Origin of the sequence: Duganella sp. 1411 (assembly GCF_017833525.1) — a bacterium.
Taxonomy (GTDB): Bacteria; Pseudomonadota; Gammaproteobacteria; order Burkholderiales; family Burkholderiaceae_D; genus Rugamonas.
Genome location: NZ_JAFICD010000001.1, coordinates 381,750 through 408,717 on the forward strand (window position 1 = coordinate 381,750; position 26,968 = coordinate 408,717).

Annotated in this window: 27 protein-coding genes; 21 read left to right on the plus strand and 6 right to left on the minus strand. The window is 65.2% G+C overall.

What is annotated here, in order from left to right; genetic code table 11:
* Positions 1–23 precede the first annotated feature (23 nt).
* The 8 genes from JOD97_RS01525 to JOD97_RS01560 all read left to right on the plus strand — a co-directional run bounded on the left by JOD97_RS01525 (position 24) and on the right by JOD97_RS01560 (position 10,689).
* Entirely contained in the window at positions 24–968 is a 945-nt protein-coding gene (locus JOD97_RS01525) for a glycosyltransferase family 2 protein (RefSeq protein WP_209712861.1), read from the plus strand.
* A 326-nt stretch (positions 969–1,294) separates the two neighbouring features.
* Positions 1,295–2,587, plus strand: a complete 1,293-nt coding sequence (locus tag JOD97_RS01530; RefSeq protein WP_209712862.1) for a nucleotide sugar dehydrogenase — start codon at positions 1,295–1,297, stop codon at positions 2,585–2,587.
* Between the two features lie 2 nt (positions 2,588–2,589).
* On the plus strand, positions 2,590–3,645 hold the full coding sequence (locus JOD97_RS01535) for an NAD-dependent epimerase/dehydratase family protein (RefSeq protein ID WP_209712863.1): 1,056 nt from the start codon (positions 2,590–2,592) through the stop codon (positions 3,643–3,645).
* Between the two features lie 73 nt (positions 3,646–3,718).
* Positions 3,719–5,119: a TIGR03013 family XrtA/PEP-CTERM system glycosyltransferase gene (locus tag JOD97_RS01540; protein ID WP_209712864.1), complete on the plus strand. Its 1,401-nt coding sequence runs from the start codon at positions 3,719–3,721 to the stop codon at positions 5,117–5,119.
* Positions 5,120–5,137: 18 nt separating this feature from the next.
* Positions 5,138–7,192, plus strand: coding sequence for an XrtA/PEP-CTERM system histidine kinase PrsK (gene prsK / locus JOD97_RS01545; RefSeq protein WP_209712865.1), 2,055 nt, complete (start codon positions 5,138–5,140; stop codon positions 7,190–7,192).
* A gap of 78 nt (positions 7,193–7,270) precedes the next feature.
* Complete coding sequence (gene prsR / locus JOD97_RS01550; protein WP_373999768.1) at positions 7,271–8,623, plus strand: PEP-CTERM-box response regulator transcription factor; 1,353 nt, start codon at positions 7,271–7,273, stop codon at positions 8,621–8,623.
* A 53-nt stretch (positions 8,624–8,676) separates the two neighbouring features.
* A complete protein-coding gene (locus JOD97_RS01555) occupies positions 8,677–10,416 on the plus strand; it encodes a S8 family serine peptidase (RefSeq protein WP_209712866.1) in 1,740 nt (579 codons plus the stop codon).
* Positions 10,417–10,419: 3 nt separating this feature from the next.
* On the plus strand, positions 10,420–10,689 hold the full coding sequence (locus JOD97_RS01560; protein WP_209712867.1) for a hypothetical protein: 270 nt from the start codon (positions 10,420–10,422) through the stop codon (positions 10,687–10,689).
* Between the two features lie 6 nt (positions 10,690–10,695).
* Here JOD97_RS01560 and JOD97_RS01565 read toward each other — a convergent pair whose 3' ends face one another.
* Entirely contained in the window at positions 10,696–11,082 is a 387-nt protein-coding gene (locus JOD97_RS01565) for a VOC family protein (RefSeq protein ID WP_209712868.1), read from the minus strand.
* Between the two features lie 222 nt (positions 11,083–11,304).
* Between JOD97_RS01565 and JOD97_RS01570 the strand changes: the two genes are divergently transcribed.
* From JOD97_RS01570 to JOD97_RS01580, 3 genes are read left to right on the plus strand one after another with little or no spacing between them, the layout of a single operon-like run.
* Positions 11,305–11,571, plus strand: a complete 267-nt coding sequence (locus JOD97_RS01570) for an RNA-binding protein (RefSeq protein ID WP_229264143.1) — start codon at positions 11,305–11,307, stop codon at positions 11,569–11,571.
* An 8-nt stretch (positions 11,572–11,579) separates the two neighbouring features.
* The gene (locus JOD97_RS01575) at positions 11,580–13,085 is read left to right on the plus strand and encodes a DASS family sodium-coupled anion symporter (protein WP_209712869.1); all 1,506 of its coding nucleotides are present in this window, start codon (positions 11,580–11,582) and stop codon (positions 13,083–13,085) included.
* Positions 13,086–13,090: 5 nt separating this feature from the next.
* Positions 13,091–13,900, plus strand: a complete 810-nt coding sequence (locus tag JOD97_RS01580; protein WP_209712870.1) for a CPBP family intramembrane glutamic endopeptidase — start codon at positions 13,091–13,093, stop codon at positions 13,898–13,900.
* Here JOD97_RS01580 and JOD97_RS01585 read toward each other — a convergent pair.
* From JOD97_RS01585 to JOD97_RS01595, 3 genes are read right to left on the minus strand one after another with little or no spacing between them, the layout of a single operon-like run.
* Positions 13,897–14,640, minus strand: coding sequence for an NRDE family protein (locus JOD97_RS01585; protein ID WP_209712871.1), 744 nt, complete (start codon positions 14,638–14,640; stop codon positions 13,897–13,899). The genes JOD97_RS01580 and JOD97_RS01585 overlap by 4 nt on opposite strands.
* Positions 14,631–14,918 carry a DUF4936 family protein gene (locus tag JOD97_RS01590; RefSeq protein WP_209712872.1) on the minus strand — a complete coding sequence of 96 codons (288 nt, stop codon included), beginning with the start codon at positions 14,916–14,918 and terminating at the stop codon, positions 14,631–14,633. Before JOD97_RS01590 ends, JOD97_RS01585 begins: the two co-directional genes overlap by 10 nt.
* Position 14,919: 1 nt before the next feature.
* Entirely contained in the window at positions 14,920–15,936 is a 1,017-nt protein-coding gene (locus JOD97_RS01595; RefSeq protein ID WP_209712873.1) for a folate-binding protein YgfZ, read from the minus strand.
* A 163-nt stretch (positions 15,937–16,099) separates the two neighbouring features.
* On the opposite strand from JOD97_RS01595, the gene mltG reads away from it, so the two are divergent.
* The 6 genes from mltG to JOD97_RS01625 all read left to right on the plus strand — a co-directional run bounded on the left by mltG (position 16,100) and on the right by JOD97_RS01625 (position 20,770).
* A complete protein-coding gene (mltG, locus tag JOD97_RS01600; protein WP_209712874.1) occupies positions 16,100–17,089 on the plus strand; it encodes an endolytic transglycosylase MltG in 990 nt (329 codons plus the stop codon).
* A 7-nt stretch (positions 17,090–17,096) separates the two neighbouring features.
* Positions 17,097–17,714, plus strand: a complete 618-nt coding sequence (tmk, locus tag JOD97_RS01605; protein ID WP_209712875.1) for a dTMP kinase — start codon at positions 17,097–17,099, stop codon at positions 17,712–17,714.
* 39 nt (positions 17,715–17,753) lie between these two features.
* Positions 17,754–18,791: a DNA polymerase III subunit delta' gene (locus JOD97_RS01610; protein WP_209712876.1), complete on the plus strand. Its 1,038-nt coding sequence runs from the start codon at positions 17,754–17,756 to the stop codon at positions 18,789–18,791.
* A 10-nt stretch (positions 18,792–18,801) separates the two neighbouring features.
* Entirely contained in the window at positions 18,802–19,182 is a 381-nt protein-coding gene (locus tag JOD97_RS01615; RefSeq protein WP_209712877.1) for a PilZ domain-containing protein, read from the plus strand.
* Between the two features lie 123 nt (positions 19,183–19,305).
* Positions 19,306–20,085 (plus strand): TatD family hydrolase, encoded by a 780-nt coding sequence (locus tag JOD97_RS01620; RefSeq protein ID WP_209712878.1) that lies wholly within the window; start codon positions 19,306–19,308, stop codon positions 20,083–20,085.
* Between the two features lie 49 nt (positions 20,086–20,134).
* Complete coding sequence (locus JOD97_RS01625; protein ID WP_229264144.1) at positions 20,135–20,770, plus strand: ankyrin repeat domain-containing protein; 636 nt, start codon at positions 20,135–20,137, stop codon at positions 20,768–20,770.
* On the opposite strand, the gene JOD97_RS01630 is transcribed toward JOD97_RS01625, so the two are convergent.
* Positions 20,767–21,576, minus strand: a complete 810-nt coding sequence (locus JOD97_RS01630) for an alpha/beta fold hydrolase (protein WP_209712879.1) — start codon at positions 21,574–21,576, stop codon at positions 20,767–20,769. The genes JOD97_RS01625 and JOD97_RS01630 overlap by 4 nt on opposite strands.
* Before the next feature lie 185 nt (positions 21,577–21,761).
* Between JOD97_RS01630 and JOD97_RS01635 the strand changes: the two genes are divergently transcribed.
* From JOD97_RS01635 to JOD97_RS01645, 3 genes are all read left to right on the plus strand, one after another.
* Complete coding sequence (locus JOD97_RS01635; protein WP_209712880.1) at positions 21,762–22,685, plus strand: methyltransferase domain-containing protein; 924 nt, start codon at positions 21,762–21,764, stop codon at positions 22,683–22,685.
* Positions 22,686–22,743: 58 nt separating this feature from the next.
* Positions 22,744–22,992, plus strand: a complete 249-nt coding sequence (locus tag JOD97_RS01640; protein ID WP_209712881.1) for a hypothetical protein — start codon at positions 22,744–22,746, stop codon at positions 22,990–22,992.
* Between the two features lie 145 nt (positions 22,993–23,137).
* Positions 23,138–23,338: a hypothetical protein gene (locus JOD97_RS01645; protein WP_209712882.1), complete on the plus strand. Its 201-nt coding sequence runs from the start codon at positions 23,138–23,140 to the stop codon at positions 23,336–23,338.
* 128 nt (positions 23,339–23,466) lie between these two features.
* Here JOD97_RS01645 and JOD97_RS01650 read toward each other — a convergent pair whose 3' ends face one another.
* Entirely contained in the window at positions 23,467–24,609 is a 1,143-nt protein-coding gene (locus JOD97_RS01650; protein WP_308937220.1) for a phospholipase A, read from the minus strand.
* 169 nt (positions 24,610–24,778) lie between these two features.
* On the opposite strand from JOD97_RS01650, the gene fusA reads away from it, so the two are divergent.
* On the plus strand, positions 24,779–26,890 hold the full coding sequence (fusA, locus tag JOD97_RS01655; RefSeq protein WP_209712883.1) for an elongation factor G: 2,112 nt from the start codon (positions 24,779–24,781) through the stop codon (positions 26,888–26,890).
* Positions 26,891–26,968 lie beyond the last annotated feature (78 nt).

Below are 26,968 nucleotides of genomic sequence, written 5' to 3' on the forward strand. Positions count from 1 at the left end.
TCTCGTTTCGGTCAGGAGCAGCGATGTCGCAACCCGCCGTGTCGGTCGTTATTCCGGTGTTCAACGCCGGTGATTTTTTGCGCGAAGCGGTGCTGTCGGTGCTGGGGCAGCAGCCCCTGGACGGGCAGCCGCTGCCGGTGTTCGAAGTGGTGGTGGTCGACGACCGCAGCACCGATCCGGCGACCCGCGCCGTGCTCGACGAGATCGCCGCGTGGCCGATGGTGTCCGTGTTGCGAAATCACCACTCGAAGGGCGCGGCCGGCGCGCGCAACACCGGCATCGAGGCCGCGCGCGGCGAGTGGATCGCCTTCATCGACGCCGACGACATCTGGTTCCCGCACGGGTTGGCGCAGCGCTGGCAGGTGCAGCGCCAGCACCCGGAGGCGCACTGGATCGCCGGCAAGATCAGCCTGTTGCGGCCCGAGGACGGGGCCTTCGCGCCGCTGGACCGGCTGACGGCGGCGTGCCCGGCGTCGCCGCCGCCGGCGGCCGTGCAACGGCTGCGCCGCCCGGTGGCCGAACTGGCGCGCGACTGCATCGTGATCCCGACCACCACGTTGATACGCCAGCGCCTGCTCGTGACCAAGGGCCTGTTCGACGAGCGCTTGCGGCGCGCCGAGGATTACCACCTGTGGTTCCGCTGCGCGCTCGACAACGACCTGTGGATGGTGACCGAGGAGGTGGCCTACTACCGCATCCATCCGGCCAGCCTGACCCACGGCGACGCGCCGCGCTTCCTGCTCGAGGACAACATGCTGCTGATGCTGCTGAACATGCCGGCGTGGCGTTCCTACCGCGCGCTGCTGCTCGGGCGCCTCGACATGGTGATGCAGGACCATTGCTACTTTTACCGGGGCCGGCGGCGCTACGCCGCCGCGCTGCGCTGCGCCGCGCGCTGGATCCGGCTGCGCCCGTTCCATCCGGGCGCGTGGAAGGAGCTGCTGGCCAGCGGCCTGCGCGCTGGCTGAGTTCGGCTCCGGGCCGCCGCGCCGGCGCCCGTGATTCCTAGCCGCAACCTTCGTCGGCAATGTGTCGCAAACGGGCCACGCCGCCGTTGTAATCACACAATGTGGTCAAAATGGTACGCACGAGTTTGTCATAGAGCGCGCGCCCCATCGGCTAGCGAAAAGCACGAAAAAGCTTTTTTTATCGCTTGCATTTTTTTGTCGGTTCGATAACTATTGGCCCTAGCGAACGATGGTGTAAAAATTATATCTTACCTGACGTTTTAATAATTATTTGTCAAGCGTAGCGGGTAGGCAAAACAGGTGGCGCGTCCTTACTGGGGTCTGCAATGGAAAACACGAATGATGTGGTAGCCGTCATCGGTCTGGGCTATGTCGGCCTGCCTTTGGCGGTCGAATTTGGCAAGCGTCGCGCCACGGTCGGCTTCGACCTGTCGGCGAAAAAGATCCAGCACTACCGCGACGGCGTCGACCCGACCGGCGAAGTGAGTCCGGCCCAATTGCGCGCCGCCGAGCGCCTGCGCTACACCGACGATCCGGCCGAGCTGGCCGACGCCGATTACTTCGTGGTGGCGGTGCCGACCCCGGTCGACAACGCCCACAACCCCGACTTCACGGCGCTGGCCGGCGCCAGCGAGACGGTCGGGCGGCACATGAAGAAGGGCGCCATCGTGGTGTTCGAATCGACCGTCTATCCGGGCGCCACCGAGGAGGTCTGCATCCCGCTGCTGGAGCGCCATTCGGGCCTGAAATGGCGCGAGGACTTCCACGTCGGCTTCTCGCCCGAGCGCATCAACCCGGGCGACAAGGAACACACGCTGACCACCATCCTCAAGGTGGTCTCCGGCGACGACGCCGACACCCTCGAGCGCGTCGCGGCGCTGTACGAATCGATCGTCACGGCCGGCGTCTACCGCGCCTCCAGCATCAAGGTGGCCGAGGCGGCCAAGGTCATCGAGAACACCCAGCGCGACCTCAACATCGCGCTGATGAACGAACTGGCGATCCTGTTCGACCGCATCGGCATCGACACGCTCGAAGTGCTGCAGGCGGCCGGCACCAAATGGAACTTCCTGCCGTTCCGTCCGGGCCTGGTCGGCGGCCACTGCATCGGCGTCGATCCGTACTACCTGACCCACAAGGCGGCCACGCTGGGCTACCATCCGGAGGTGATCCTGGCCGGGCGCCGCATCAACGACGGCATGGCCAAGTTCGTGGCCGAGAAAACCGTCAAGAGCATGATCGCGGCCGGCTGCTACGTCAAGGGCGCGCGCGTCAACGTGCTGGGCCTGACGTTCAAGGAGAACTGCCCGGACCTGCGCAACTCCAAGGTGGCCGACATCGTCGCCGAACTGAAATCGTACGGCGTCGAGGTGCACGTGCACGACCCGGTCGCCGCCAGCGCCGAGGCCTATCATGAATACGGCATCGAGCTCGAAGGCTGGGACCACCTGCCGCGCGCCGACGCCATCGTCGCCGCCGTGCCGCACCGCGAGCTGCTGGCCACGCCGGTCGGCGAGCTGCAGGCCAAGCTGACGCCGCGCGGCTGCTTCATCGACATCAAATCGGCGTTCGACACGGCCAAACTCGCCCAAGCGGGACACTGCGTCTGGCGCCTGTGATCATGGACGACCACAATCGAGGCGCGACGGCGTACGCCGCGCTGCTGCATGAGCTGCCATCGCGCCCGCGGCGCTGGCTGGTGACCGGCGCGGCCGGCTTCATCGGCTCGAACCTGGTGCAGGCGTTGCTGCAACTGGGCCAGCGCGTCACCGGCATGGACAACTTCGCCACCGGCCACCAGCACAACCTCGACCAGGTGCGGGCGCTGGTGGGCGAGGCGGCATGGGCCAATTTCGATTTCCAGCGCGGCGACATCCGCGTGCCGGCCGATTGCGCGCGCGCCTGCGAAGGTGTCGAGTACGTGCTGCACCAGGCGGCGCTGGGATCGGTGGCGCGCTCCATCGAGGACCCGGCCGCCACCAACGCCACCAACGTCGGCGGCTTTCTCAACATGCTTACCGCCGCGCGCGACGCCAAGGTCGCACGCTTCGTCTACGCCGCCTCCAGCTCCACCTACGGCGACCATCCGGCGCTGCCCAAGGTCGAGGAGCAGATCGGCCGGCCGTTGTCGCCGTACGCGGTGACCAAGTACGTCAACGAGTTGTACGCCGACGTGTTCGCGCGCTGCTACGGCATGGACTCGATCGGCCTGCGCTACTTCAACGTGTTCGGCCCGCGCCAGGACCCGAACGGCGCCTACGCCGCCGTGATCCCGCAATGGGTGGCCGCGCTGATCGCCGACGCGCCGGTGCGCATCAACGGCGACGGCGAGACCAGCCGCGACTTCTGCTACATCGACAACGTCATCCAGGCCAACCTGCTGGCCGCGTGCAGCACCGACCCGCAGGCCGCCAACCAGGTGTACAACGTCGCGCTCAACGAGCGCACTTCGCTCAAGCAGCTGCACGCGATGATGTGCGCGCTGCTGGCGCCGCGCTTCCCACGGCTGCGCGATCACACGCCGCAGTACACCGACTTCCGGCCGGGCGACGTGCGCCATTCCCAGGCCGACATCGACAAGGCCCGCAAGCGACTTGGCTACGAGCCCACCCACCGCATCGGCGACGGTCTGGCGGTGGCGATGGATTGGTATGTCGACCGTCTGAGCACCAGGTAGCAAACCAGAAGGGCGCGGCGCCGGCGGCAACGGCACCGACAACCCTCATCGTAGCAGTCCATGGGGATAGGGTATGTTGAAAATTTCAAATCACTACGTGTCGAAGGTGGCGGCCAGTCTGCTGTTGATCGAAATATTGATGTTGGTGGCGGCCTTCCACGCGGGCGCCGCGATCCTGCTGCTGCACGACGGCGTTGGCGCGCCGCCGCTGCACAATTTGATGGCCGCGGCTCTGACGTTCGCGCTGGCGATCGTGTTCAGCATGAGCACCTTCGGCATGTACCACCTCGACGCCATGCAGGGCTTCCGTCCGCGCCTGTTCCTGCAGCTGCTGCCGGCGTTCGCGATGGCCGTCGGCATCCTGGCGCTGGTGTTCTATGTGGCGCCCAGCCTGTACGTCGGGCGCGCCGTCCTGCTGCTGGTGCTGGCCATTTCGCTGGCCGGCGTGGTGCTGGTGCGGGCCATGTTCGTCAGCGGCTCGCAGTCCAAGATGCTGACCTCGCGGCTGATCTTCCTCGGCCACGGCGCCGTCGCCAAGGAATGCGGCGACCTGGCGGCCAACACCGGCAGCTACCAGAAATACCAGGTGGCCGGCTACGTCGCCACGCCGCACGAGGCCTGCTGCGTCAACGCCGGCGCGGTGCTCGACATGGACCTGGGCGACTCGCTGGTCGACATCGCGCGGCGCTATAAGGCGCGCGAGATCGTCGTCACGGTGCAGGAGCGGCGCGGCGGCGCCTTGCCGATCAAGGATCTGCTCGAGTGCAAGCTGCACGGCGTGCGGGTGATCGACGCCACCACCTTCTTCGAACGCGAAAGCGGCCAGATACGGGTCGACTCGCTGCAACCGAGCTGGCTGGTGTTCGGCGGCGGCTTCGACCAGAGCCCGGTGCGCATCGTCATGAAGCGCGTATTCGACCTGGTGGTCAGCGCCGTCATCCTGGCGCTGGCGCTGCCGGTGATGCTGCTGACGGCGGCGGCCATCCGCCTGGAGGACGGCGGCCCGGTGTTCTACCAGCAGGAGCGCGTGGGCAAGGATGGGCGCCGCTTCTTCATCCTCAAGTTCCGCAGCATGGGCATCGACGCCGAGAAGGCCGGGTCGCCGCAATGGGCGATGGTCAGCGATCCGCGCGTGACGCGCATCGGCAATATCATCCGCAAGTGCCGCATCGACGAGCTGCCGCAGCTGCTCAACGTGTTCAAGGGCGAGATGAGTTTTGTCGGCCCGCGCCCGGAGCGGCCGTACTTCGTCGACCAGCTCAACGCGCAGCTGCGCTTCTACCAGCTGCGCCACAGCATCAAGCCCGGCATCACCGGCTGGGCGCAGGTGCGCTACGGCTACGGCGCCTCGGTGTCGGACGCGATCCAGAAGCTGCAGTACGATCTTTACTACGTGAAGAACAACAGCCTGTTCCTCGATGTGCTGGTGCTGATCGACACCCTGAAGGTGGTCTTGTTCGGCGGCGGACGATAGTTTGCGGATGGAGGCACGATGCACGGCAGCATAAACAGCCTCAGTTACGGGTTGGCGGCGGGCGCCTTCGTGGCGTTCGGCGCATTGCTGCTGGGCGGCTGGAGCCGGCGCCGCCATGCCGGCGCGCTGCTGCTGGCATGTTTGTGCTGCGCCGCCTGGGCCGCGCTGATCGCCGCCGACGCCGCCGGCGTGGCCGGCGCCGAACGCTGGATCGATCTGCTGGAGGTGGCGCGCAACGCCGCCTGCAGCTTCTTCATTTTGCGCTTGCTCGGCTATCCGCGTGCCGACGGCCGGCGGCGCTGGTACGGCTACTGCGCCGGCTACGGCGCCGCGCTGTTCCTGGCGCTGCTGCCGGGCTGGCAGCTGGCGCGGGCCGACGGGCTGGCGCTATCGACGCTGCTGGCGGCGCGCACCATCATGGCGGTGGCCGGCATGGTGCTGGTCGAACAGCTGTACCGCCAGAAGGACGCGCAGAGCCAGTGGGCCGTCAAATACGCCTGCCTCGGCATCGGCGGCATCTTCGCCTACGATTTCTATCTGTACTGCGACGCCTTGCTGGTGCGCGGCGTCAGCGCCGACATCTGGGCCGCGCGCGGCGTGGTCAACGCGCTGACGGTGCCGCTGATCGGGGTGGCGGTGGCGCGCAGCGCGGCCTGGCCGAGCGGCATGCTGCTGTCGCGCCAGGCCATGTTCCATTCGGCCGCCTTGCTCGGCTCCGCCGCCTACCTGATGGCGATGGGCGGCGCCGGCTACTACCTGCGCTACGTCGGCGGCAACTGGGGCGGGCTGATACAGGTCGGCTTTCTGTTCGGCGCCATGCTGCTGCTGGCCGGCGTGCTGTTCTCGGGCACCTTCCGTTCGCGCCTGAAGGTCTTCATCAGCAAGCACTTCTACCGCTACGACTACGACTACCGCGAGGAGTGGCTGGGCTTCACGCGCAAACTGTCGCAACAGACCCCGGGTCCCGCCGAACGCGCCATCGAGGCGGTCGCGCAGCTGGTCGAAAGCCCAGGCGGCGCGCTGTGGATCTGGCGCGACGGCGACCACTTCGCGCTGGCCGCGCACAGCAACATGACGGTGCCGCCGGCGGCGGCGGGCGGCGGCGACCGCGAGCAGGATGCCGCGTTCTGCCAGTCGGTCGAACACCATCAATGGGTGATCGACCTCGCCGAAGCCGGGCAGCGCGCGCCGGTGCCGGCGTGGCTGGCGCGCTTGCCGCGCGCGCGGCTGGTGGTGCCCTTGCTGCTGCAGGACCGGCTGTTCGGCCTTCTGCTGTTGCAGGAGCCGCGCAGCGCGCTGCGCCTGAACTGGGAAGTGATCGACCTGTTGAAAGTGGCCGCCAGCCAGGTCGCCAGCTATCTGGCGCTGCAGGAGACCACCACCGCGCTGATGACGGCGCGCCAGTTCGAATCGTTCCACCGCATGTCGACCTTCATCGTCCACGACCTGAAAAACCTGGTGGCGCAGCTGTCGTTGATGATCCCGAACGCCAAGCTGCACCGCGATAATCCGGAATTTCAGCAGGATATGCTCGACACGGTCGACCATGGCGTGCAGAAAATGAAGCTGATGCTGCAAAAGCTGCAGCGCAGCGACGCGCCCGAAGCGGCCGGGCCGCTGGAGCTGGCGCCGCTGCTGGCGCAAATGGTGGCCCAGCGCGGCAGCGCCATGCCCAAGCCGGTGCTGCGCTGCGACGAGCCGGGGCTGTGCGTGATGGCCGCGCACGGACGGCTGGAGCGGGTGCTGGGCCATCTGCTGCAAAACGCCATCGAGGCCACGCCGCGCGACGGCGAGGTGGCGCTGCGGCTGCGGCGCGACGGCGACCAGGTGCTGGTGGAGATCAGCGACACCGGGCAGGGCATGACGCCGGAGTTCATCCGCGAGCGCCTGTTCAAGCCATTCGAATCGACCAAGGCGGCCGGCATGGGCATCGGCGCCTTCGAGAGCCGCGAATACGTCGCCGAGTTGGGCGGACGGCTGGAGGTGCACAGCGTGCCCCAGCGCGGCACCACGTTCCGCGTCGTGCTGCCGGGCTGGCGGGCGGCGGACGTGCCGGTAATCCAGGCAGCCTAAATACACGCAGCCTAAATAAACGCGGCCTAAATACACGCGGCCTAAATACATGCGGCCGGAAAGCCAGAGAGGTAAGAAGTGGCGAACAAAGCCAAGTTATTGATCATCGAGGACGACCTGGGGCTGCAAAAGCAGCTGCGCTGGAGCCTCGACCATTACGATATCGCGCTGGCGGACAACCGTTCCAGCGCGCTGGCGCAGCTGCGCCGCCACGAGCCGGCCGTGGTCACGATGGATCTCGGCTTGCCGCCGGACCCGGACGGCGCCACCGAGGGATTGGCGACCTTGCGCGAGATCCTGGCGCTGGCGCCGGACACCAAGGTCATCGTCCTGACCGGCAACCAGGACCACGCGCACGCGCTCAGCGCGATCGCCGCCGGCGCCTACGATTTCCACCAGAAGCCGGTCGATCCCGGCGTGCTCGGACTGGTGCTGCAGCGCGCTTTTTACCTGCACGGGCTGCAGCAGGAAAACGCCCGCATGCGCGAGGTGCGGACGGCATCCGCGCTGGCCACGGTCGTCAGCCGCGCGCCAGCCATGCAGAAGGTGTGCCGCAACATCGAGAAGGTGGCGCCGACGTCGGCCACCGTGATGCTGCTCGGCGAGAGCGGCACCGGCAAGGAGGTGCTGGCGCGCGGCCTGCACCAGCTCAGTCCCCGCGCCGGCCAGCGCTTCATGGCCATCAACTGCGCGGCGATACCGGAGACGCTGCTCGAGAGCGAATTGTTCGGCTACGAGAAGGGCGCCTTCACCGGCGCCGCCAAGCAGACCAAGGGCAAGGTCGAGATGGCGCAGGGCGGCACCTTCTTCCTCGACGAGATCGGCGATTTGCCGATGCCGCTGCAGGCCAAGCTGCTGCGCTTTTTGCAGCAGCGCGTGATCGAGCGGGTCGGCGGCCACGAGGAGATCGCGGTCGACGTGCGGGTGGTGTGCGCCACCCACCAGGACCTGAAGCAGCTGATCGCGCAGGGACGCTTCCGCGAGGACCTGTATTACCGCCTGTCCGAGATCGTGATCCCGATTCCGCCGCTGCGCGAACGCGCCGGCGACCCGACGCTGCTGGCCTACCACTTCAGGAACCTGTTCTGCGCGCAGGAAGGGCGCGGCCGCATCGAGTTCAGCCAGCAGGCGCTGGCGGCGATCGAGGCGTGGCAGTGGCCGGGCAATGTGCGCGAGATGGAGAACTGCATCAAGCGCGCCATCATCATGGCCGACGGGCCGCAGATCGTCGCCGAGGACTTGGGACTGGACGCGCCCGAACAGGCGGCGGACGATTTCAACCTGCGCCAGGTGCGCGACCGCGCCGAGCGCGAGGCCATCGTGCGCGCGCTGGTGCGCTGCGAGAACAACATCCTGCGCGCGGCCGAACTGCTGGGCGTGAGCCGGCCCACACTGTACGACCTGATGCACCGACATTCGATCGAACTGTAGTGTCAATGTTGTACAGTACGCCTTAACTTCAACATCTTTGAGACGGGGCGAATATGGCAAGCAAATCCAAACCGGCGGTCGGCGGTCAGTGCAAGATGTCGGCCAGCCTGGCCGTTCTGGTGGCGTCCGGCGGGGCGGCGCCGGTGTCGGGCGCATCGGATTTATTGACGGTCAAAAACCGCGCGCCGGGCCTGGCGCCGGTTTATCACGTGCTGGTCCGGTGCAGCGATTCGCACACCACGGCCATCGCCGGGGTCAAGCTTGCGCAAGGTTCGGGCGCGGTGAGGACGGCGCTGGTGCCGGCGGCCAAGCTGATGGAGTTCGTCCAGGATGAAAAAGTGGAGCGCGTGTCGGCGCCAAGACGGCTGCGGCCGCTGATGGACATCGCCGGACCGCTGGTCGGGGCGCCCGGATATAGCGCGCAAAACAATGTATCGGGCGCGGGCGTGATCATCGGGATCGTCGATACCGGCATCGACGTCGGCCATCCCGCGTTTGCCGGCCGCATTTTGAAGATCTGGGACCAGGAGATCGCGGGGCAGGGACCCGGGGCCGGCTTCAGCAAGCTTGGCCGCGTGCTGACCGGGGCGACGATCGACGCCAGCGCCGACCTGGAGGGGCATGGAACCCATGTGGCCGGCATCGCCAGCGGCGCGTTGCCGCCGTATAGCGGCATCGGCGGTGGCGCCGAGCTCATCATCGTCAAGACCAATTTCCAGAACAGCGCGATCGTCGAAGGCGTGCGCTGGATCTTCGACGAGGCGAAAAAGCTGGGCCGGCCGTGTGTCGTCAATCTCAGCCTGGGCGGCCACTTCGACGGCCACGACGGCGAGGACGACACCAGCGTCGCCATCAGCGACGAATGCGGCCCAGGCCGGCTGGTGGTGGCGGCGGCGGGCAACGAGGGCGGCGATCCGATCCACGCCCGCCAGCGCGCCGAGGCCAGCCACACGGCCTTGTTCGAGATTAAGGTGCAGCCGAAGAAATCCAACCTATCGGCGCCTTGGTTCCTGATCAACGGCTGGTACTCGGGCAAGGCCAAGTGCGAGGTGCGGGTGACCAGTTCCACCGGCGCGGCGACCGCCTGGCAGGGCTTGCTCAGCGCCGATCCGGCCGCGAAGACCACGATGCTGGGCCGCGACCAGGTGGTCGTGTCGACGCCCGATGCCGTGGCGCCCAACGGCGACAGGCAGTTCGTGGTGGAGGTGACGGGGCAGGGGGCGGTGCAGGGCGGCGTGTGGAAAGTGGAGGTGCGGCGTAAATCCGGCATTGGCACCGACGTCGACGTCTGGCTGTTGAGCGACCAGGAACGTTTTGGCTCGGCCGCGTTGGCCGCGCCGGTGTTCGATACGCTGATCGGCTCGCCGGGTGCCGGGCACGACGTGGTCACGGTGGCCTCGTACACCTCGCGCAACCAGTGGACCGACATCGCGGGCGCGGTGGAGACGGTGGGCTTGACCTTGGGCACGGTCTCCGAATTCAGCAGTCCCGGGCCGCTGCGCGGCGGCGGCTTGAAGCCGGACGTCACCGCGCCGGGGGCGATGATCGCGTCGTGCCTGTCGTCGACGTCCAATGTCGACAAGACCGACATCATCGCCCCGGGCTACCGCGTGATGGCCGGGACCAGCATGGCGACGCCGTTGGTCACCGGCTTATTGGCGCTGTTCCTTCAAACCCATCCCGCGGCGACGCCGGCGCAAGCCAAGGCGTGGCTGAAAAAGAATTCAGCCGTGCCCGGTTCGGCCGCGGGCGCGCATGATATAAAGTGGGGATATGGCTTGATCAAGGTGTAGAAAATGAGCGGTGCCAAGTATGACGCCGCCCTCAGCCTGGCGCTGGCGCGGCCGCATGAGGGCAATGTCGAGGTGTCGGTGCGGCTGCGCTCGCCACTGACGCCCGACGAGGTGGCGGCGTTCCAGCAGCTGGGCTTCTCGGACGCCGATACCCGCCGTCGGGTGCTGTTCGGCGCGCTGGCGCCCGACGCCTTGAGCGGGCTCGCCAAGTTGGACAAGGTCGCACAACTGTCGTTGGTGCAAAAGATGGCGCCTAATATACAGAAATTGTAGTCGCCGCTATTGCCCGGCGGGCGGCTGCCACAGCTCCACTTTGTTCCCCTCCGGATCGACGACCCAGCCGAACTTGCCGTATTCGGAATCGTCGGTCTTATCCAGCACCTGGCAGCCCTCGTCGCGCAGCGCTTGTAGCAGTGCGGCCAGGTCGTCGACCCGGTAGTTGATCATGAACGGCGACGTGCTCGGCGCGAAATGGCCGCTGTCGGCCGCGCCGATGGACCAGATGGTGCTCCCCTTGAACGGGTTGCCGGCCTGGTCGGCCCAAGTGAACGCCGTTCCACCCCAGTCCTGCACATCCACGCCCAGATGCCGCTTGTACCAGGCGCGCAGCGCCACCGGGTCCTTTGCGTGGAAGAAGATGCCGCCGATGCCAGTCACACGTTTCATAGGAGTCCCCAATTCGTCGGTATGCCCGTCAAACTTTAACACAGGTGCCCTGGCGGGGACAATTCGTTGATCAGCTCGTGTAGCAATGTTAGACCTGACCCTCGGAGGTGGGGTTATTACGCATTTTTTTGATCTAGATCACTATCGCCGACATATTTCATCACTGTATTATTGAATTGTTGCAACGCAGCGTAGTGCGGCGGCGCGGTGATCGAGGGAGTGATGATGCAGGTAATTTTGAGGGGCCTGATCGAGGACGACTGCGAGTCGGCCCTCACCAGCTGGCTGTCGCCGTTTTTTAATGTACGGGGCGTCACGATGATACGCGATGGCGATCGCGACAGTCCGTGGGCTTTGATCGACGTGGCCGATACACCCGAGCGGGTGTGGAGCGCCTGTCAGCGACTGCGCGGCGTTTTTCACAATGGCAAGCGCCTCCATTTATATATCCCGTTGCACCAGCCCGCCCACCAGTGCTTCTTACCTTGAGAGTAATCATGTATTCCAGAGTCACAGCCATGCTGCGCTATTTTAATGGCGCGGTGCCATTCCGGGTGGTGCCCGCGTTCATCACCACCGCTGTCCTGTTGCTGCTGTTGTGGTGGCCCTGCCCGCCGGGGCTGGACCCCAAGGCTTGGTCGCTGGTGGCGATCTTTCTTACCACCATCGTCGCCATCATTCTCAAAGTGATGCCGATCGGCGTGATGGCGCTGATGGCGATCGTCATCGTCGCGCTGTCGCAGGTGACGTCGCATACGTCCAAGGGGGCGATCGCGGACGCGTTGAGCAGTTTTTCGAGTCCGTTGATCTGGCTGATCGTGGTGGCCATCCTGATTTCACGCGGGTTGAAAAAGACCGGCCTGGGCAGCCGTATCGGGCTGGTGTTCATCGCCATGCTGGGCAAGCGCACGATCGGCATCGGCTACGGGCTGGCGGTGTGCGAGCTGGTGCTCGCGCCGTTCACGCCAAGTAACACCGCGCGCGGCGGCGGCATCGTCCACCCGATCATGAAATCGATCGCCAACTCCTTCGATTCGGACCCCGCGAAGGGCACCGAAGGCAAGGTCGGCACCTATCTGGCGCTGGTCAACTACCACGCCAACCCGATCACCTCGGCCATGTTCCTGACCGCCACCGCGCCCAATCCGCTGGTGGTGGACTTCGTCGCCAAGGCCAGTCACCAGAGCTTTCACCTGAGCTGGACCACCTGGGCGCTGTGCATGCTGCTGCCGGGCCTGGTGTGCCTGCTGGTGATGCCGCTGGTGATCTACCTGCTGTCGCCGCCCCAGCTGAAGGCCACGCCGGACGCGGTCCGCTACGCGCGCGGCGAACTCGATCGCATGGGGCAGCTCTCGCCGAAGGAAAAAGTCATGCTGGGCACGTTCGGTCTGCTGCTGGTGCTGTGGGCCAACCTGCCCGCCATGCTGCTGGGCCCGGCCTGGACGCTGGATCCGACGGTGGTCGCCTTCCTCGGCTTGTTCGTGCTGATCATCACCGGCACGCTGGACTGGGACGACGTGCTGTCGGAGAAAAGCGCGTGGGACACGTTGATCTGGTTCGGCGCGCTGGTCATGCTGGCCGAGCAGCTCAATAAGCTCGGCGTCATCGGCTGGGCAGCGTTGTCGATGAAGGACGCCATTGTCGCCAGCGGCATGGGCTGGTTGCCGACGGCCGCCGTGCTGCTGCTGGCGTTCGTGTTTTCGCACTACCTGTTCGCCAGCACCACGGCCCACATCAGCGCGATGTTGTTCGCCTTTATGTCGGTCGGGGCGCAATTGCTGCCGGCCGGGTATCTGGTGCCGTTCCTGCTGATGCTGACCGCCGGCTCGGCCATCATGATGACGTTGACCCATTACGCCACCGGCACCTCGCCGATCATCTTCGGCAGCGGCTATGTCACGCTGGGCGAGTGGTGGCGGGTCGGCTTCGTCATGTGCGTGCTGGAACTGGTGATCTTCGCGGTGATCGGCGGCGCCTGGTGGAAACTGTTGGGTTACTGGTGAACGGCATGGCGAACCAAGCACATTTGCCCGCGCGGCAATCATCGATTCCGCTGCCGCTCGCCATCGGCGCGCTGGCCGTCTGGCTGGGCTTGACGGTGGGCGGGCGCTGGCTGGAAGCGGGCGGGCGGCAACAGTCGCTGGCCGAGGCGGCCGGCGGCGGCGTCGGCTGGTCGTGGGCGCTGGCCGCCGCGTTTTCGGCGGCCGTGGCGCTGTTCGCGGCGCGGCGCCACGCGGACGGCCTCGACGCGCCCTGGCCGCTGAAATCCCTGCGGCTCGCCGCGCCGCCCCTGCTGTACGCGTTGTTGATGCTGTTGCTGGCTTGGGCCGGCGGCTGGCCGCCGCGCGCGGTGATGTTGACCGTGGCTTGCAACGCCGCGCTGGTGGCGCTGTCGGAGGAGTTGATGTTCCGCGTGGTGTTGCTGCAAGGCTTGCTGCGGCGCTACGCGGTCTGGCCCGCCGTGCTCGCTTCCTCGGCGTTGTTCGGCGTGGCGCACCTGGCCGGGGGCCTGGTCGGCGGCGACCTCGGCGGTGCGCTGTGGCAGGCCGGGGCGGCGTTTTTGCAGGGCGTGGCTTACGCGGCCATCCGCCTGCGCACCCACTCGGTATGGCCGATGACCGTGGTCCATGGGATGTGGGATTTCGCGCTGGTGACGGCGACACTGGCCGCCGCCGCGGAGGGCGAGGGCAGCATCCTGCCCGTGGTCGCGTTGTTGGCGGTATTGCCGTTGAGTTTGTACGGCGCCTATCTGCTGCGCGGCAGCCGGCGCGGTGCGTTGCGCGCGGACGCCAGCGGGGCGGCCCGGGCCCGTGGTTAGTGGATCAGCATCTCGTGCAGCGTGGCGTGGGCGTCGGCGTACAGCTTGACCACCGTCGACGTGCGCGTGCCGTAGCTCGGGCTTTCGATGCGCACCGCCGACAGCATCCGCTCCAGGTCGAGCGGCACGCCGGTCTCCGGCAGGCGCTGGTCCGGCGCCGGCGCGGTGTCGGCCAGCATTTCGAAGAAGGCCTCGTCCGGCGCGCCCAGGCACAGCAAGCTGGCGAATTGCGCCTTGGTCTTGACCACCTTCGGCCACGGCGCGTCGAGCAGCGCGTTCGACAGCCCGTACACGCCCGGCTCCAGCGGCTTGCCGTTACGCGGGTCGTCGTCGCCCTTGTTGGAGAACCAGATCAAGGTGTCCTTGTCGCCCAGCACGAGGTTGAAGCCGTTATAGGCGCCGGCGCCTTCGCGGATCGCGTCAACGTATTCCGCCGGCGTCATGCAGCCGGCCAGGTAGTCGGCCACCAGATGCCCGCGCGACGGCGCGTCGTCGCGGTGCTCGGACGGCGCGCGAATGTTGGTGATGGCGGCGAAGCGCGCCGCGCCGCCGCAGTCGGTCGGTTGCGTGATGCCCATCCAGCTGCCGCCGGCCTGCAGGTCGCGCCCGGCATAAATCTGCGGATGCTCCGGCCACGGCGCGGCCGGCGCGGTGGCGCGCTGATAAAATTCGTCGCGGTTGGCTGCGGCCACCAGCGGTACGCCCGGGATCACCCGCCAGGCAAAAACAATCAGACACATGGCTCTAAATCCGTAAAAACTTCGGTGTGGCGGGCGCCGCTGGTCCAGGCCGACAACCCGGCCCGTTCGACCGCGCTCTCCAGCGCGGCGGCGAAACCGTCCGGCGTGGCGGCGTAGACTTCCATCCACGTCTGCAAGCCGTCCCTGGCTTGCGGACGGCGCTTGAGCTGGCAGGCGACGCCGTGCGAGCGCGCCAGTTCGGCCTGCATCGGGACGACCGCCGCCCGCAAGGAGGCCGTGTCGGCTTCCTTGACCTGGTAATAAATGTAGAGGTCCATGCTAGAGGTCGAGCGGGTCCAGCGCGTACGGCATGTCGAGGAAGGCCAGGGCCGGGCCTTGTGCCGAGCCGAGCCGGACCGAGGCGGCCTCGATCGCGGCCAGCTTCATTTCGACCAGCGCGTCGACGCCGCCTTGGCCGTTGGGCGCGGCGTTGACGATCATGCCGCATGGCTGCTCGGGATCGGCCGTGGCGTAGACCTCGGCGCCGGCGGCGGCGGCCGGGTCGGGGATCGCGACCAGGGTGGTGCGCCGCTTGAGCTTGCCGAGGTACTGGCTGCGGGCGACGATTTCCTGGCCCGGGTAGCAGCCCTTTTTAAAGTTGACGCCGCCCAAGAGCTCCAGGTTGACCATCTGCGGGACGAACTGCTCCTGCGTGGCCTTGGCGATGCGCGGGATGCCGGCGTGGATTTCGGACAACTGCCAGGCCTGGTTGCCGCCGACGGTGAGGCGCTCGGCCAGTTCGGCCGCCACGGTTTGTGCCACCTCGGCCGTCAGCAGCCATTGGTAGCGCGCGGCGTCGAAGGCGTCGGCCACGCGGATCAGCGTGCCGAGCGGATGATCGAGTTTGTCGAACGGTTTGGCCGGCAGCGTGTCGAACCAGGTCCGCAGCACGGATTCGGCCAGGCCGCCGCCCAGGCCGAGCACGACCTGGTGGGCGGGCGCCTCGGTGGCGTCGCTGAGCTTGGTTTTGGCGCGCAGCACGAACATCGACAGCCGCTTTTGCACGGCCGCCTGGATATCGCGCGATAATTGCAGGAAGATAGTCGTCTCGTTGCGCCACATCAGGAACGAGGCCAGCAGGCGGCCCTTCGGCGAGCAGTAGCCGGCCAGGCGCGCTTGCGCCAGCCCCAGGTGCTCGACGTCGTTGGTGAGCTGGTTGTGCAGGAAACTGGCCGATTCCTCGCCGTCGAGCGCGATCAGGCCCAGGTCCGTGACGGGCGCGACAAAGCCGACCGCGAGCGTGGTGGACGTCAGCGGGGCGGACGGCGGGGCTAAAAGTTCATTCCAAGAAGACATAATTTCCAATAATTTGACGATTAAAGCATTATCATTACGGGCTCATTATAGTGATGTCCCGAAGATCGCGTCGGATGCCGTGCAAAACGCGGTGCTGGCGGTCCGGTCCAAGAAGTGGCAAGCTGTACCCGATTTCAGTTGATACAACAATCCGGCTCGAACAATGGCATTTATCAAAAAAATAATTACACTCGGCGTGCTGCTGGCGATCGCCGGCGGCGCCTACTTCATGTATTGGTCGCAGGCGCCGATCATCGTCGGCGACGTCAAACCGATCCCGTTCACCATCATTCCGGGCAGCGGCGCCCACGCGGCCGGCGAGCAGATGGCAGACGCCGGCATTCCGATGGGGCCCTTGCTGTTCAACCTGCTGGCGCGCGTGACCAACAAGAGCGGCCGGCTGAAGGCCGGTTCCTACGAGCTCAAGCCGGGCACCACGCCGCTCAAGCTGATCGACCAGCTGGTGCGCGGCGAGTTCGCGCAGGAACAGCTGACCATCATCGAGGGCTGGACCTTCCGCCAGATGCGCGCGGCGATCGCCGCCCATCGCGGCCTCAAGCACGACACCGTGTCGCTCAGCGACCAGGAGGTGATGAACGCCATCGCTTCCGAGTACAAGCAGCCCGAGGGCATGTTCTTCCCCGATACCTATCTGTTCGCCAAGGGCGCGAGCGACTTGCAGATCTACCGCCAGGCCCACACGATGATGCTCAACCGCCTGGCGGCGGCGTGGGAAAAGCGCGATCCGGCGCTGCCGTACAAGAACCCGTACGAGGCGCTGACGATGGCCTCCATCGTCGAGAAGGAGACCGGGCAGAAGTCCGAGCGCAACATGATCGCCGCCGTGTTCGTCAACCGGCTGCGGCTGGGCATGATGCTGCAGACCGATCCGACCGTGATCTACGGCATGGGCAGCAAATACGAGGGCAACATCCGTAAAAAGGATCTGGAGACCGACACGCCGTACAATACCTATACGCGCACCGGCTTGCCGCCGACGCCGATCGCCTTGCCGGGCGTGCAGTCGCTGGCCGCCGCGCTGGCGCCGGCCAAGTCGCAGGCCCTGTATTTCGTCTCGCGCGGCAACGGCACCAGCAAATTCTCCGATAACCTGACCGACCACAACCGGGCAGTGAATCAGTACCAACGATAACCACTACATGACTCAACATAGCGGCAAATTCATCACCTTCGAGGGCATAGACGGCGCCGGAAAATCGACCCACATCGCGTTCGTCGGCGAGTACATCAAGTCGCGCGGCATCGCGCTGGTCAGCTCGCGCGAGCCGGGCGGCACGCCGCTGGGCGAAAAGCTGCGCGAGCTGGTGCTGCACGAAAAAATGCATCTGGAAACCGAGGCGCTGCTGATGTTCGCCAGCCGCCGCGAACACATCGCGCAAGTGATCGCGCCGGCGCTGGCCGACGGCGCCTGGGTCATCTCCGACCGATTCACCGACGCCAGCTTCGCCTACCAGGGCGGCGGGCGCGGCATGGACCTGGCCAAGCTCGAGGCGCTGGAGCAGTGGGTGCACCCGCATCTGCAGCCGGACCTGACCTTGCTGTTCGACGTGCCGCTGGACGTGGCGCGCGCGCGGCTCGACGCCACCCGGTCGCTGGACAAGTTCGAACAGGAAAAGGCCGACTTCTTCGCCGCCACCCGCAACGAGTATCTGCGCCGCGCGACTCAGTTCCCGCAGCGCTTCCGCGTCATCGATTCGACCCGGCCGATCGCCGAGATCCAGGTCGAAATCAGCGCGATCCTTGATGAATTACTTTAATTTCACGGCCCAAGCCGTTGTATTGAAACAGAAATAACAATGAGCAACTCCATCTACCCGTGGCAAGAATCGTCGTGGACCCAGCTGCAGCAGCTGCGCCAGCGCATGCCGCACGCCATCCTGTTCCACGGCGCCGCCGGCATCGGCAAGTCCGATTTCATCGAGCGCTTCGCCCAGGGTTTGCTGTGCGAGGCGGTGCTGCCCGACGGCCATGCCTGCGGCCAGTGCGCGTCGTGCGGCTGGTTCGTGCAACAAAACCATCCCGACTACCGCCGCGTGCGGCCGGAGGCGCTGGAGGACGAGCCCGCCGCCGAGGGCGGCGAGGAGGGCGATGCCGAGACCAAGAAGACGGCCAAGTCGGCCAAGGCGCCGTCCAAGGACATCAAGATCGAGCAGATCCGCAACCTGGCCGATTTCATGAACATCTCGACCCACCGCCAGGGGCTGCGCGTGGTGGTGCTGTATCCGGCCGAGGCGCTCAACATGCCGGCCTCGAACGCCTTGCTGAAGACGCTGGAAGAACCGCCGCCCGGCACGGTGTTCCTGCTGGCGTCGAACAGCCTCGACCGCTTGTTGCCGACGATCCTGTCGCGCTGCCGCAAGTTCGCGCTGCCGATGCCGAGCCACGCCGAGGCGCTGGCCTGGCTCAAGGCGCAGGGCGTGGCCGACGCCGACAGCTGGCTGCGCGAGCAGGGCGGCGCGCCGCTGGCGGCGATGGCGCAGGCGGAGACGGGCAACCGCGACGAGCTGGAGGTGTTGCTGCAGCTGTTGGCGCGTCCCAGCGTCGAAGGCGCGCTCAAAGTTGCTGATAAACTTCAAAAAGTGCCGCTGAGCGCGCAGGTTTCGTGGTTGCAACGCTGGCTTTATGATTTGTTTTCCTACAAACTCGCAGGTAACATCCGTTACTATCCACGCTACCAGAAAGAGCTGGCCGGGCTGGCGGACAAGATCCACGTCAGCAAGCTGCTGGCGGCGATCAAGGGCGCCAACGAGCGCCGCGCGACGTCCGACCATCCGCTCTCGCCCAAGCTGTTCCTGGAGGATATGTTGCTTGACTATGCCGCCTGCTGCGCCTGAAAGGTAAACGATGTCCGCTGCCAGTCCCGTCGATCCGAACACCGTGCCCGTGGCGCGGCCGACGGTGCTGTCGCTGGCGATCAAGGAAAAGGCGGCGCTGTATGCCGCCTACATGCCTTTCCTCAAGAACGGCGGCATGTTCGTGCCGACACAGAAGCCCTACAAGCTGGGCGACGAGATCTACCTGATCCTGGCGCTGATGGACGATACCAACAAGTACCCGATCGCCGGCAAGGTCGCCTGGATCACGCCGCCCGGCGCGCACAACAACAAGGCGCAGGGCATCGGCGTGCATTTCCCCGACGACGAGAGCGGCCAGCGCGCGCGCCTGCGGATCGAGGAAATCCTCGGCGCCGCGCTGCGCTCGTCGCGCGCCACGCATACGTTGTAGCGTCCGGCCCGGCTTCAACCCGCACGGCCGTGGGGTCGTACCCGTCGGGTACGACCCCATGGCTGCGGCGCAGGCGTCCTCTTCAAGCATGTCGGGGGGCGTCCGCCGGGGTACAATACCGGTATGTTTATCGACTCCCATTGCCATATCAATTTCCCCGAGCTGGCCGCTCGCATGCCCGAAATCCTGGCCAAGATGGCCGACAACAAGGTGACCCACGCGTTGTGCGTGTCGGTCGACTTGCCGGATTTCCCGCAGGTGCTGGCGCTGGCCAAGGAATATCCACACATCTACGCCTCGGTCGGCGTGCATCCCGACTACGAGGACACGCCCGAACCCAGCGTCGACCAATTGGTCGAGCTGTCCAACCATCCGAAGATCATCGCCATCGGCGAGACCGGCCTGGATTATTTCCGCCTGCAGGGCGACCTCGAGTGGCAGCGCGAGCGCTTCCGCACTCACATCAAAGCTTCAAGAATCACGCGTAAGCCTTTGATTATCCACACCCGCGCGGCCAGCGAGGACACCATCCGCATCATGCGCGAAGAGGGCGCCGGCACCGAGGCCGGCGGCGTCGCCGGCGTCATGCACTGCTTTACCGAATCGCTGGAAGTCGCCCGCGCGGCCATCGACATGGGCTTCTATATCTCGTTCTCGGGCATCGTGACTTTCAAAAGCGCCAAGGATTTGCAGGCGGTGGCGCTGGAGCTGCCGCTCGAGCGCATCCTGATCGAAACCGATTCGCCATATCTGGCGCCGATGCCGCACCGGGGCAAGATGAACGAGCCCGGCTTCGTGGCCCACGTGGGCGAATACATCGCCAAGCTCAAAGGCATCCCGGTGGAGCAGGTGGCGGAGCAGACTTCCGCCAATTTCTTCAAATTATTCAACGTGGTAGCGTGAGAAGCTCATGTTGATTCTACAACCACTCCGCCGCCGTTTTCTACTGGGAATGCTTGTCGTCGCGGCGGCCCTGCCGGCGGCGGCCGTCGAGCAATCGGACGATGAGGTCGCGTTCTTCCGCGCCGCCCAGCTGGACAACGTTTCGGGCGTCAAGAAGGTGCTGGCGCGCGGGCTGAATCCGAACACGCGCGATCCCAACGGCGAGACCGGGCTGATCGTCGCCATGCGCTACGAGGCGGTGAGGGTCGGCACCTTGCTGATGGATCAGCCCGGCATCGACCTGGAAGCCAAGGCGCCCAACGGCAACACGGCGTTGATGATGGCGGCGTTCCGCCAGAACAAGCCGGTGGTGCTGGACATGATCAAGCGCGGCGCGCAGGTCAATCAGAAGGGCTGGACCGCGTTGCATTACGCGGCGGCGGCCGGCAGTGTGGAGATCACCAGTATTTTGCTGGAGCACCACGCCTACATCGACGCCGAATCGCCGTCCGGCATGACGCCGCTGATGATGGCCGCGCGCGAAGGCCAGGAGCAGGTGGTGGAATTGCTGCTGAAGGAGGGCGCCGACGCCACGCTGAAGGACGGCGGCTTCAAGCTGACGGCCGCCGAGTTCGCCACCAAGGCGGACAAGCCCTGGATCGCCAAGACCATCGACGCGTTTTTGGCGGCCAAGGACAAACGCTAGCGACTGCCCAGCAACCGGTCCAGATAGCGCGTGATGACGTCCGAACTGGCCGACGGCGCGCTCATGTGCGGGCAGTGCCCGACGTTGGTGATGACCTCGAGCACGCTGTTCGCCAAGTGTTGGTGCAGATATTCGCCCACTTCGCGCGGCGCGATCAGGTCGTCGCTGCATTGCAGGATCAAGGCCGGCACGGTCGACTTCGGCACATCGGCGCGGTGGTCGGCGGTGAACGTCACCCGGGCGAAATGGCGGGCGATCTCGCGGTCGTTGGCTTGGAAGCGGACCAGCAACTCCTTCGCCAGCGCCGGTTGCGCCGGCGCGCCCATGATGGTCGGCGCCATGACCTTGGTCCACTCGAGGTAATTGTCGTCCATCATTTTCAGCAAGCCCTCGATGTCCTCCGGGTTGTAGCCGCCCACGTAGTCGTCGTCGTTGATGAAGCACGGCGACGGCCCCACCATGACCTGGGCGACGAATTTTTCCGGTGCCTTGATCGACGCCAGCATGCCGATCATGGCGCTGACCGAGTGGCCGACGAAGATCACCGGCCCGCTGGCGAACTCATCGATGATTTCCAGCATGTCGTCGGCGTAGCCGTGCAGCGTGCCGTACTTGTCGCGGTCGTAGGCCGACAAGTCGGAGTCGCCGCTGCCGACCAGGTCGAGCAGGATGACCTGGTAGCGCTCGGCGAAAAACGGGTACAGAAAGCGCCACATGGTCTGGTCGCAGCCGTAGCCGTGCACCAGCATCATGGAGTAGCACCCATCGCCGTGGCAGTGGACGTTGTTGCGTTCTTGAAGCGACATGGCTCACTTTCGGGCGGCGGATCGCTATAATATAAATGCCTGTACTTTTTAATAAGTTCTTTAACGGAAACCCGGAACTGGCAGGGGTTTCCCGCCTAGCTCCCCCCTTTATACGTAGACAATCTTCACGATAATAGGTTCACCGTATTGCATCAAAGCACAATGCGCCACAACCAAGGGAAACCATGCTGAACGAACGCGAAATCGAAAGCTGCTATCTGGGGCAATTCATTCCAGTCCACTACCATCACAACATGCTGATGGATCAGAACCGCATGCACGGCTTCAAGTCGGCGATCGATTACGCGGTCAAGCCGGGCGCCAAGGTGCTCGAGCTGGGCGGCGGCACCGGCGTGCTGTCGTGGTTCGCGGCGGCCAAGGCGGACAAGGTGTATTGCGTCGAGTTCAATCCGGACATGGTCAAGGAAGCGCGCAAGATGCTCGCGCTCAATCCCAACGGCGAGAAAGTGGAAGTGGTCCACGCCGACGCCTTCGAATATCTGCCGCCGGAGCCGGTCGACGTCGTCATCTGCGAGATGATCCATGTCGCCATGCTGCGCGAAAAGCAGGTCGAGGTGATCGAATCGTTCAAGCGCCGTTATCTGGAGCGCTTCGGCGGCCCGCTGCCGGTGTTCTTGCCGGAGGCGGTGATCATGGCGGTGCAGCCGGTGCAACAGGAATATGATTTCGAGGGCTTCTACGCGCCCATCGTCCAGTTCCAGGAGACCAACGTGGTTTACCCGGGCACGGTGGAGGCGGCGCCGCCGGCCGTCTACAGCATCATCGATTTCAACCAGCCCAACGAGCTCGCCTATGCCTGGCAGGGCAAGTTCGTCATCGAGCGGGCCGGCGAGATCAGCGCCATGCGCTTTGTGACCAAGAACGTGCTGGCCGTCGTGGCCGAGCGCTCGACCACCATCGATTGGTTGAATCACTACATGACCTTGCCGCTGGCGACTCCGGTCAAGGCGAAGCAGGGCGATGTGCTGCAGGTCAGCTTCCAGTACCGGGCGGGCGGCTCGATCCCGTCGCTGCAGGCCGCGCTGCGCGCCGAAATCCTCCACGATACCGTGACGCGGCCGGCCGGCGTGATCGCCGCCTACGCTTAAAAAGTCCCCACGAAGGTCGTTCCGCGGCGTATATTTCGTCTTTTACAGAAAGAGATATATGGAACAGAACGACCAGCGCTACCTCATCCAGCAAAACAAGATCGCCGACGGCGAGACCAAACCCCCGGTGTTCGCCAAGGTCATGCGCGGCAAGGATGGCGCGTTCGAAGGCGTGTCCTTCATCAAGTCCAAGGAAAAGGCGTCTATCCTGACCATCGAGCAGGCCAACGAGGCGATCGCCTGGGCCGCCAAGAAGAAACCCAACGCCCACGAGTACGTGACCAAGATCATCTGCCTGGGCCAGTAGCGGCCTTTGCTTCCTCGCCGTTTATCCCCCGATTCCCGCGATTGATCGCCGTTATGCGCAGTTGGTCGCACGGGAATTGCCCGCCGCGCCGCGTCGTTCTACAGTGACAGCATTGACAATCGCATCACTGGATCGGGAGCGTCTCATGCTGAGTTTTGTACTGTGGCTGGTTTTGCTGTTTCTGTGCTGGCCGCTGGCCTTGCTGGCGCTGCTGCTATACCCGGTGTTTTGGCTGATCACCTTGCCGTTCCGTCTGATTGGCATCGGCGTCGAGGGCCTGTTCGAGCTGCTGCGCGCCGTGGTGCTGCTACCCGCGCGCATCCTGGGCGGCTCGCCGGGCCGATGAGTTGATTCGAAGGCTAATTCACCGCGCCGCGTGGGCCGATCCGCCGTCGTTCCACGTAGGGCGGATTAGGCGGCACGCCGTAATCCGCCATCTACGCGCCGCCAACACACGTCAACAGCTGCCAACGATCAGAAATCGACCTTGAAACCGGCGCCCAGCGATTTTTGCGCGTAGTTATAGTCGATCAAACTTTCACCGTAACCGCTGAAAAATTGCACATACCCTTTCAGGTTGGCCGACAGCGGGAATGCCCAGCCGGCCTGTATGGCGCCGTGGCTGGTGTGGAAGTTGCGCCGCGCCGTGACCGACAATTCATGGCCGTCGAAGCGGTAGGAAGCGCTCAAGTCGCCATGGCCGAGGTAGTCGGTGATGTCGATGTTGTCGTTGTCCGAGCGCGCGTTGTCCAGGCGCCGCCACAGGCGGAAGTTGACGCCGAAGTTCCCTTTCTCGGCGCCCACCTGCGCGTACACCCGGTTCCAGCTGCGCGACAGGGTCGAGGTCTGGCCGTTCGACTGGTGCACCAGGCCCAGCGTCAGGAAGCGGACGTCGACGCCGCCCAGGTTCAGCGCCAGCGGCGTGGTCAACATCAGCTCAGGCTGGTAGTTGGTCTCGCGGAACGGGCTCGATTCGGACTTGTTGTAAGCCTGCCAGAAGCTCTCCTGCGTGTAACCGAACCACAGGTCGACCGGCCAGCCGAACGCCTGTTCGATCATCTTCATCTTGAAGCTGAGTTGGTACATCAGCTCGACGTGCTTGGATTTGAGTCCGTCGGGCGAGAATTCCTGGAACGGCGTATCGTTGTTACTGGTGCTGTAGTTGGCCAGCAGCAGGTAGCTGTCGCGGTGCGGGCGGAAGTTGAACACGCCGCGCTTGGCCGAGCGGTCCAGCTCCCACCATTGCACCATGCGCGAGACCTTGTCCTGCGGCGGAATGGTGGTCAGCTCGGCGACCTTGGCCGGGACCGCGGCGTCGGTCTTGGCCGGCGGTTCGCCCGGCTGGGTGCTGGCCGGCATGACCAGGGCGTTGACCAGTTTGCTGTCCTTGCCGGGGTCGGGCACGCCGACGGCAGCGCCGCCGGCGGCCAGCTTGCCCGGCGTAGTGCGGGCCAGGCCGTCGTAGCAGGCGAGGCGGGCGCTGGCGTCGCCCAGTACCGCGCAACGGTCGATGCGGAGTTCGAGATCGGAAGCTTCGGGCGCGGCGGCCTGTGCTAAAGCCAGAGCCGGTCCCATGCCTAAGGAGAGGAGAAGGGCGGTTTTACGTCGGACAGTCATGCATTTTTTCCAGGTGAGATGTAAGCTTGCAGTTTATTACACAGACTACATTACTTGCCGTTAGGTATGTCGCACATTAGGAAAGTATTTCAGGACTTGATTTCGGCAACTATCGCCGCACTTGAGACTACCAAGGCTTAACGACACTTCGTGTTCAAGGAGATTTGTGATGACCCGCAAGACCCCCATCGAGCGTTACCGCAACATCGGCATCAGCGCGCACATCGACGCTGGCAAGACCACCACCACGGAACGCATCCTGTTTTATACCGGCGTCAACCACAAGATCGGCGAGGTGCACAACGGCGCCGCGACGATGGACTGGATGGAGCAGGAGCAGGAGCGCGGGATCACCATCACCTCGGCCGCCACCACCGCCTTCTGGAAAGGCATGGCTGGCAATTTCGCCGAGCACCGCATCAACATCATCGACACGCCGGGCCACGTCGACTTCACGATCGAGGTCGAGCGCTCGATGCGCGTGCTCGACGGCGCCGTCATGGTCTATGACGCGGTCGGCGGCGTGCAGCCGCAATCGGAAACCGTTTGGCGCCAGGCCAACAAGTACAAGGTGCCGCGCATCGCCTTCGTCAACAAGATGGACCGCGTCGGCGCCGATTTCTTCCGCGTGCGCGATCAGATCGCCAACCGCCTCAAGGGCGTGGCCGTGCCGATCCAGATTCCGCTGGGCGCCGAGGATAACTTCCACGGCGTCGTCGACCTAGTCAAGATGCGCGCCATCAACTGGGACGACGAGAGCCTGGGCGTCAAGTTCACCTACGAGGACATCCCCGAGCACCTGCTGGCGGTGGCCCGCGAGTGGCACGACAAGATGGTCGAGGCCGCGGCTGAGGGCACGCCCGAGCTGCTGGAAAAATACCTGGACGGCGGCGAGCTGAGCGAGGAAGAGATCAAGACCGGGCTGCGCCTGCGCACCATCCGCAACGAGATCGTGCCGATGCTGGCCGGCAGCGCCTTCAAGAACCGCGGCGTGCAGGCGATGCTCGACGCCGTGGTCGAATACCTGCCGTCGCCGGTCGACGTGCCGGCGATCGCCGGTACCGACGAGGACGACAACCCGATCGAACGGCATCCGAACGACACCGATCCGTTCTCGGCGCTTGCCTTCAAGATCATGACCGACCCGTTCGTCGGCCAGCTGACGTTCTTCCGCGTGTATTCGGGCGTGGTCAATTCGGGCGACACGGTCTACAACCCGACCAAGAGCCAGAAGGAGCGCCTGGGCCGCATCCTGCAGATGCACGCCAACGAGCGCAAGGAGATCAAGGAGGTGTACGCGGGCGACATCGCCGCCGCCGTCGGCCTGAAAGGGGTGACCACCGGCGACACGCTGAGCGCGCCGGACCACGTCATCGTGCTGGAAAAGATGATTTTCCCGGAACCGGTGATCTCGCAGGCGGTCGAACCGAAGACCAAGGCCGACCAGGAAAAGATGGGCATCGCGCTGAACCGGCTGGCGCAGGAGGACCCGTCGTTCCGCGTGCACACGGACGAGGAATCGGGCCAGACCATCATGTCCGGCATGGGCGAGCTGCACCTGGAGATTCTGGTGGACCGCATGCGGCGCGAGTTCAGCGTCGAGGCCACGGTGGGCAAGCCGCAGGTGGCCTACCGCGAAACCATCCAGAAGGCGGCGAGCGATGTCGAAGGCAAGTTCGTCAAGCAGTCGGGCGGGCGTGGCCAGTACGGCCACGTGGTGCTGACCCTGGAGCCTATGCCGCCGGGCAAGGGCTACGAATTCGTCGACGCCATCAAAGGCGGCGTGGTGCCGCGCGAGTTCATTCCGGCGGTCGACAAGGGGGTGCAGGAAACCTTGCGCAGCGGCGTGCTGGCCGGCTATCCGGTGGTCGACGTCAAGGTGACGTTGACGTTCGGCTCGTACCACGATGTCGACTCGAACGAAAACGCCTTCCGCATGGCTGGCTCGATGGCGTTCAAGGACGGCATGCGGCGCGCCGACCCGGTGCTGCTCGAGCCGATGATGCAGGTCGAGGTGGAAACGCCGGAAGAGTTCATGGGCAACGCCATGGGCGACCTGACGGCGCGGCGCGGCATGGTGCAGGGGATGGACGAGATTCCCGGCGGCGGAGGCAAGATCATCCGCGCGCTGGTGCCGTTGGCGGAAATGTTCGGCTACTCGACGACGTTGCGTTCGCTCACGCAGGGGCGCGCCACGTACACGATGGAGTTCAAGCATTACGCGGCGGTGCCCAAGCACATCCTCGACCAGATCGCGGTGTCGTCGAAGGCGCGGCATTGAGCGTGGGCTGTGTAACCACGTAACCACGGAAACACGGAAATACGGAAATACGTAGGGCGGATTAGCGTAGCGTAATCC

Excerpts from the sequence above, each read along its gene's own strand:
- JOD97_RS01580 (WP_209712870.1), top strand. The coding sequence starts at position 13,091 with ATGGCGAACCAAGCACATTTGCCCGCGCGGCAATCATCGATTCCGCTG.
- JOD97_RS01610 (WP_209712876.1), top strand. The coding sequence starts at position 17,754 with ATGAGCAACTCCATCTACCCGTGGCAAGAATCGTCGTGGACCCAGCTG.
- tmk (WP_209712875.1), top strand. The coding sequence starts at position 17,097 with ATGACTCAACATAGCGGCAAATTCATCACCTTCGAGGGCATAGACGGC.
- JOD97_RS01650 (WP_308937220.1), bottom strand. The coding sequence starts at position 24,609 with ATGACTGTCCGACGTAAAACCGCCCTTCTCCTCTCCTTAGGCATGGGA.
- JOD97_RS01585 (WP_209712871.1), bottom strand. The coding sequence starts at position 14,640 with ATGTGTCTGATTGTTTTTGCCTGGCGGGTGATCCCGGGCGTACCGCTG.
- JOD97_RS01645 (WP_209712882.1), top strand. The coding sequence starts at position 23,138 with ATGCTGAGTTTTGTACTGTGGCTGGTTTTGCTGTTTCTGTGCTGGCCG.
- JOD97_RS01565 (WP_209712868.1), bottom strand. The coding sequence starts at position 11,082 with ATGAAACGTGTGACTGGCATCGGCGGCATCTTCTTCCACGCAAAGGAC.
- JOD97_RS01630 (WP_209712879.1), bottom strand. The coding sequence starts at position 21,576 with ATGTCGCTTCAAGAACGCAACAACGTCCACTGCCACGGCGATGGGTGC.
- JOD97_RS01530 (WP_209712862.1), top strand. The coding sequence starts at position 1,295 with ATGGAAAACACGAATGATGTGGTAGCCGTCATCGGTCTGGGCTATGTC.
- JOD97_RS01540 (WP_209712864.1), top strand. The coding sequence starts at position 3,719 with ATGTTGAAAATTTCAAATCACTACGTGTCGAAGGTGGCGGCCAGTCTG.
- mltG (WP_209712874.1), top strand. The coding sequence starts at position 16,100 with ATGGCATTTATCAAAAAAATAATTACACTCGGCGTGCTGCTGGCGATC.
- JOD97_RS01625 (WP_229264144.1), top strand. The coding sequence starts at position 20,135 with ATGCTTGTCGTCGCGGCGGCCCTGCCGGCGGCGGCCGTCGAGCAATCG.
- JOD97_RS01635 (WP_209712880.1), top strand. The coding sequence starts at position 21,762 with ATGCTGAACGAACGCGAAATCGAAAGCTGCTATCTGGGGCAATTCATT.
- JOD97_RS01535 (WP_209712863.1), top strand. The coding sequence starts at position 2,590 with ATGGACGACCACAATCGAGGCGCGACGGCGTACGCCGCGCTGCTGCAT.
- JOD97_RS01525 (WP_209712861.1), top strand. The coding sequence starts at position 24 with ATGTCGCAACCCGCCGTGTCGGTCGTTATTCCGGTGTTCAACGCCGGT.
- JOD97_RS01640 (WP_209712881.1), top strand. The coding sequence starts at position 22,744 with ATGGAACAGAACGACCAGCGCTACCTCATCCAGCAAAACAAGATCGCC.
- prsK (WP_209712865.1), top strand. The coding sequence starts at position 5,138 with ATGCACGGCAGCATAAACAGCCTCAGTTACGGGTTGGCGGCGGGCGCC.
- fusA (WP_209712883.1), top strand. The coding sequence starts at position 24,779 with ATGACCCGCAAGACCCCCATCGAGCGTTACCGCAACATCGGCATCAGC.
- JOD97_RS01620 (WP_209712878.1), top strand. The coding sequence starts at position 19,306 with ATGTTTATCGACTCCCATTGCCATATCAATTTCCCCGAGCTGGCCGCT.
- JOD97_RS01575 (WP_209712869.1), top strand. The coding sequence starts at position 11,580 with ATGTATTCCAGAGTCACAGCCATGCTGCGCTATTTTAATGGCGCGGTG.
- JOD97_RS01615 (WP_209712877.1), top strand. The coding sequence starts at position 18,802 with ATGTCCGCTGCCAGTCCCGTCGATCCGAACACCGTGCCCGTGGCGCGG.
- JOD97_RS01570 (WP_229264143.1), top strand. The coding sequence starts at position 11,305 with ATGATGCAGGTAATTTTGAGGGGCCTGATCGAGGACGACTGCGAGTCG.
- JOD97_RS01590 (WP_209712872.1), bottom strand. The coding sequence starts at position 14,918 with ATGGACCTCTACATTTATTACCAGGTCAAGGAAGCCGACACGGCCTCC.
- JOD97_RS01560 (WP_209712867.1), top strand. The coding sequence starts at position 10,420 with ATGAGCGGTGCCAAGTATGACGCCGCCCTCAGCCTGGCGCTGGCGCGG.
- JOD97_RS01595 (WP_209712873.1), bottom strand. The coding sequence starts at position 15,936 with ATGTCTTCTTGGAATGAACTTTTAGCCCCGCCGTCCGCCCCGCTGACG.
- JOD97_RS01555 (WP_209712866.1), top strand. The coding sequence starts at position 8,677 with ATGGCAAGCAAATCCAAACCGGCGGTCGGCGGTCAGTGCAAGATGTCG.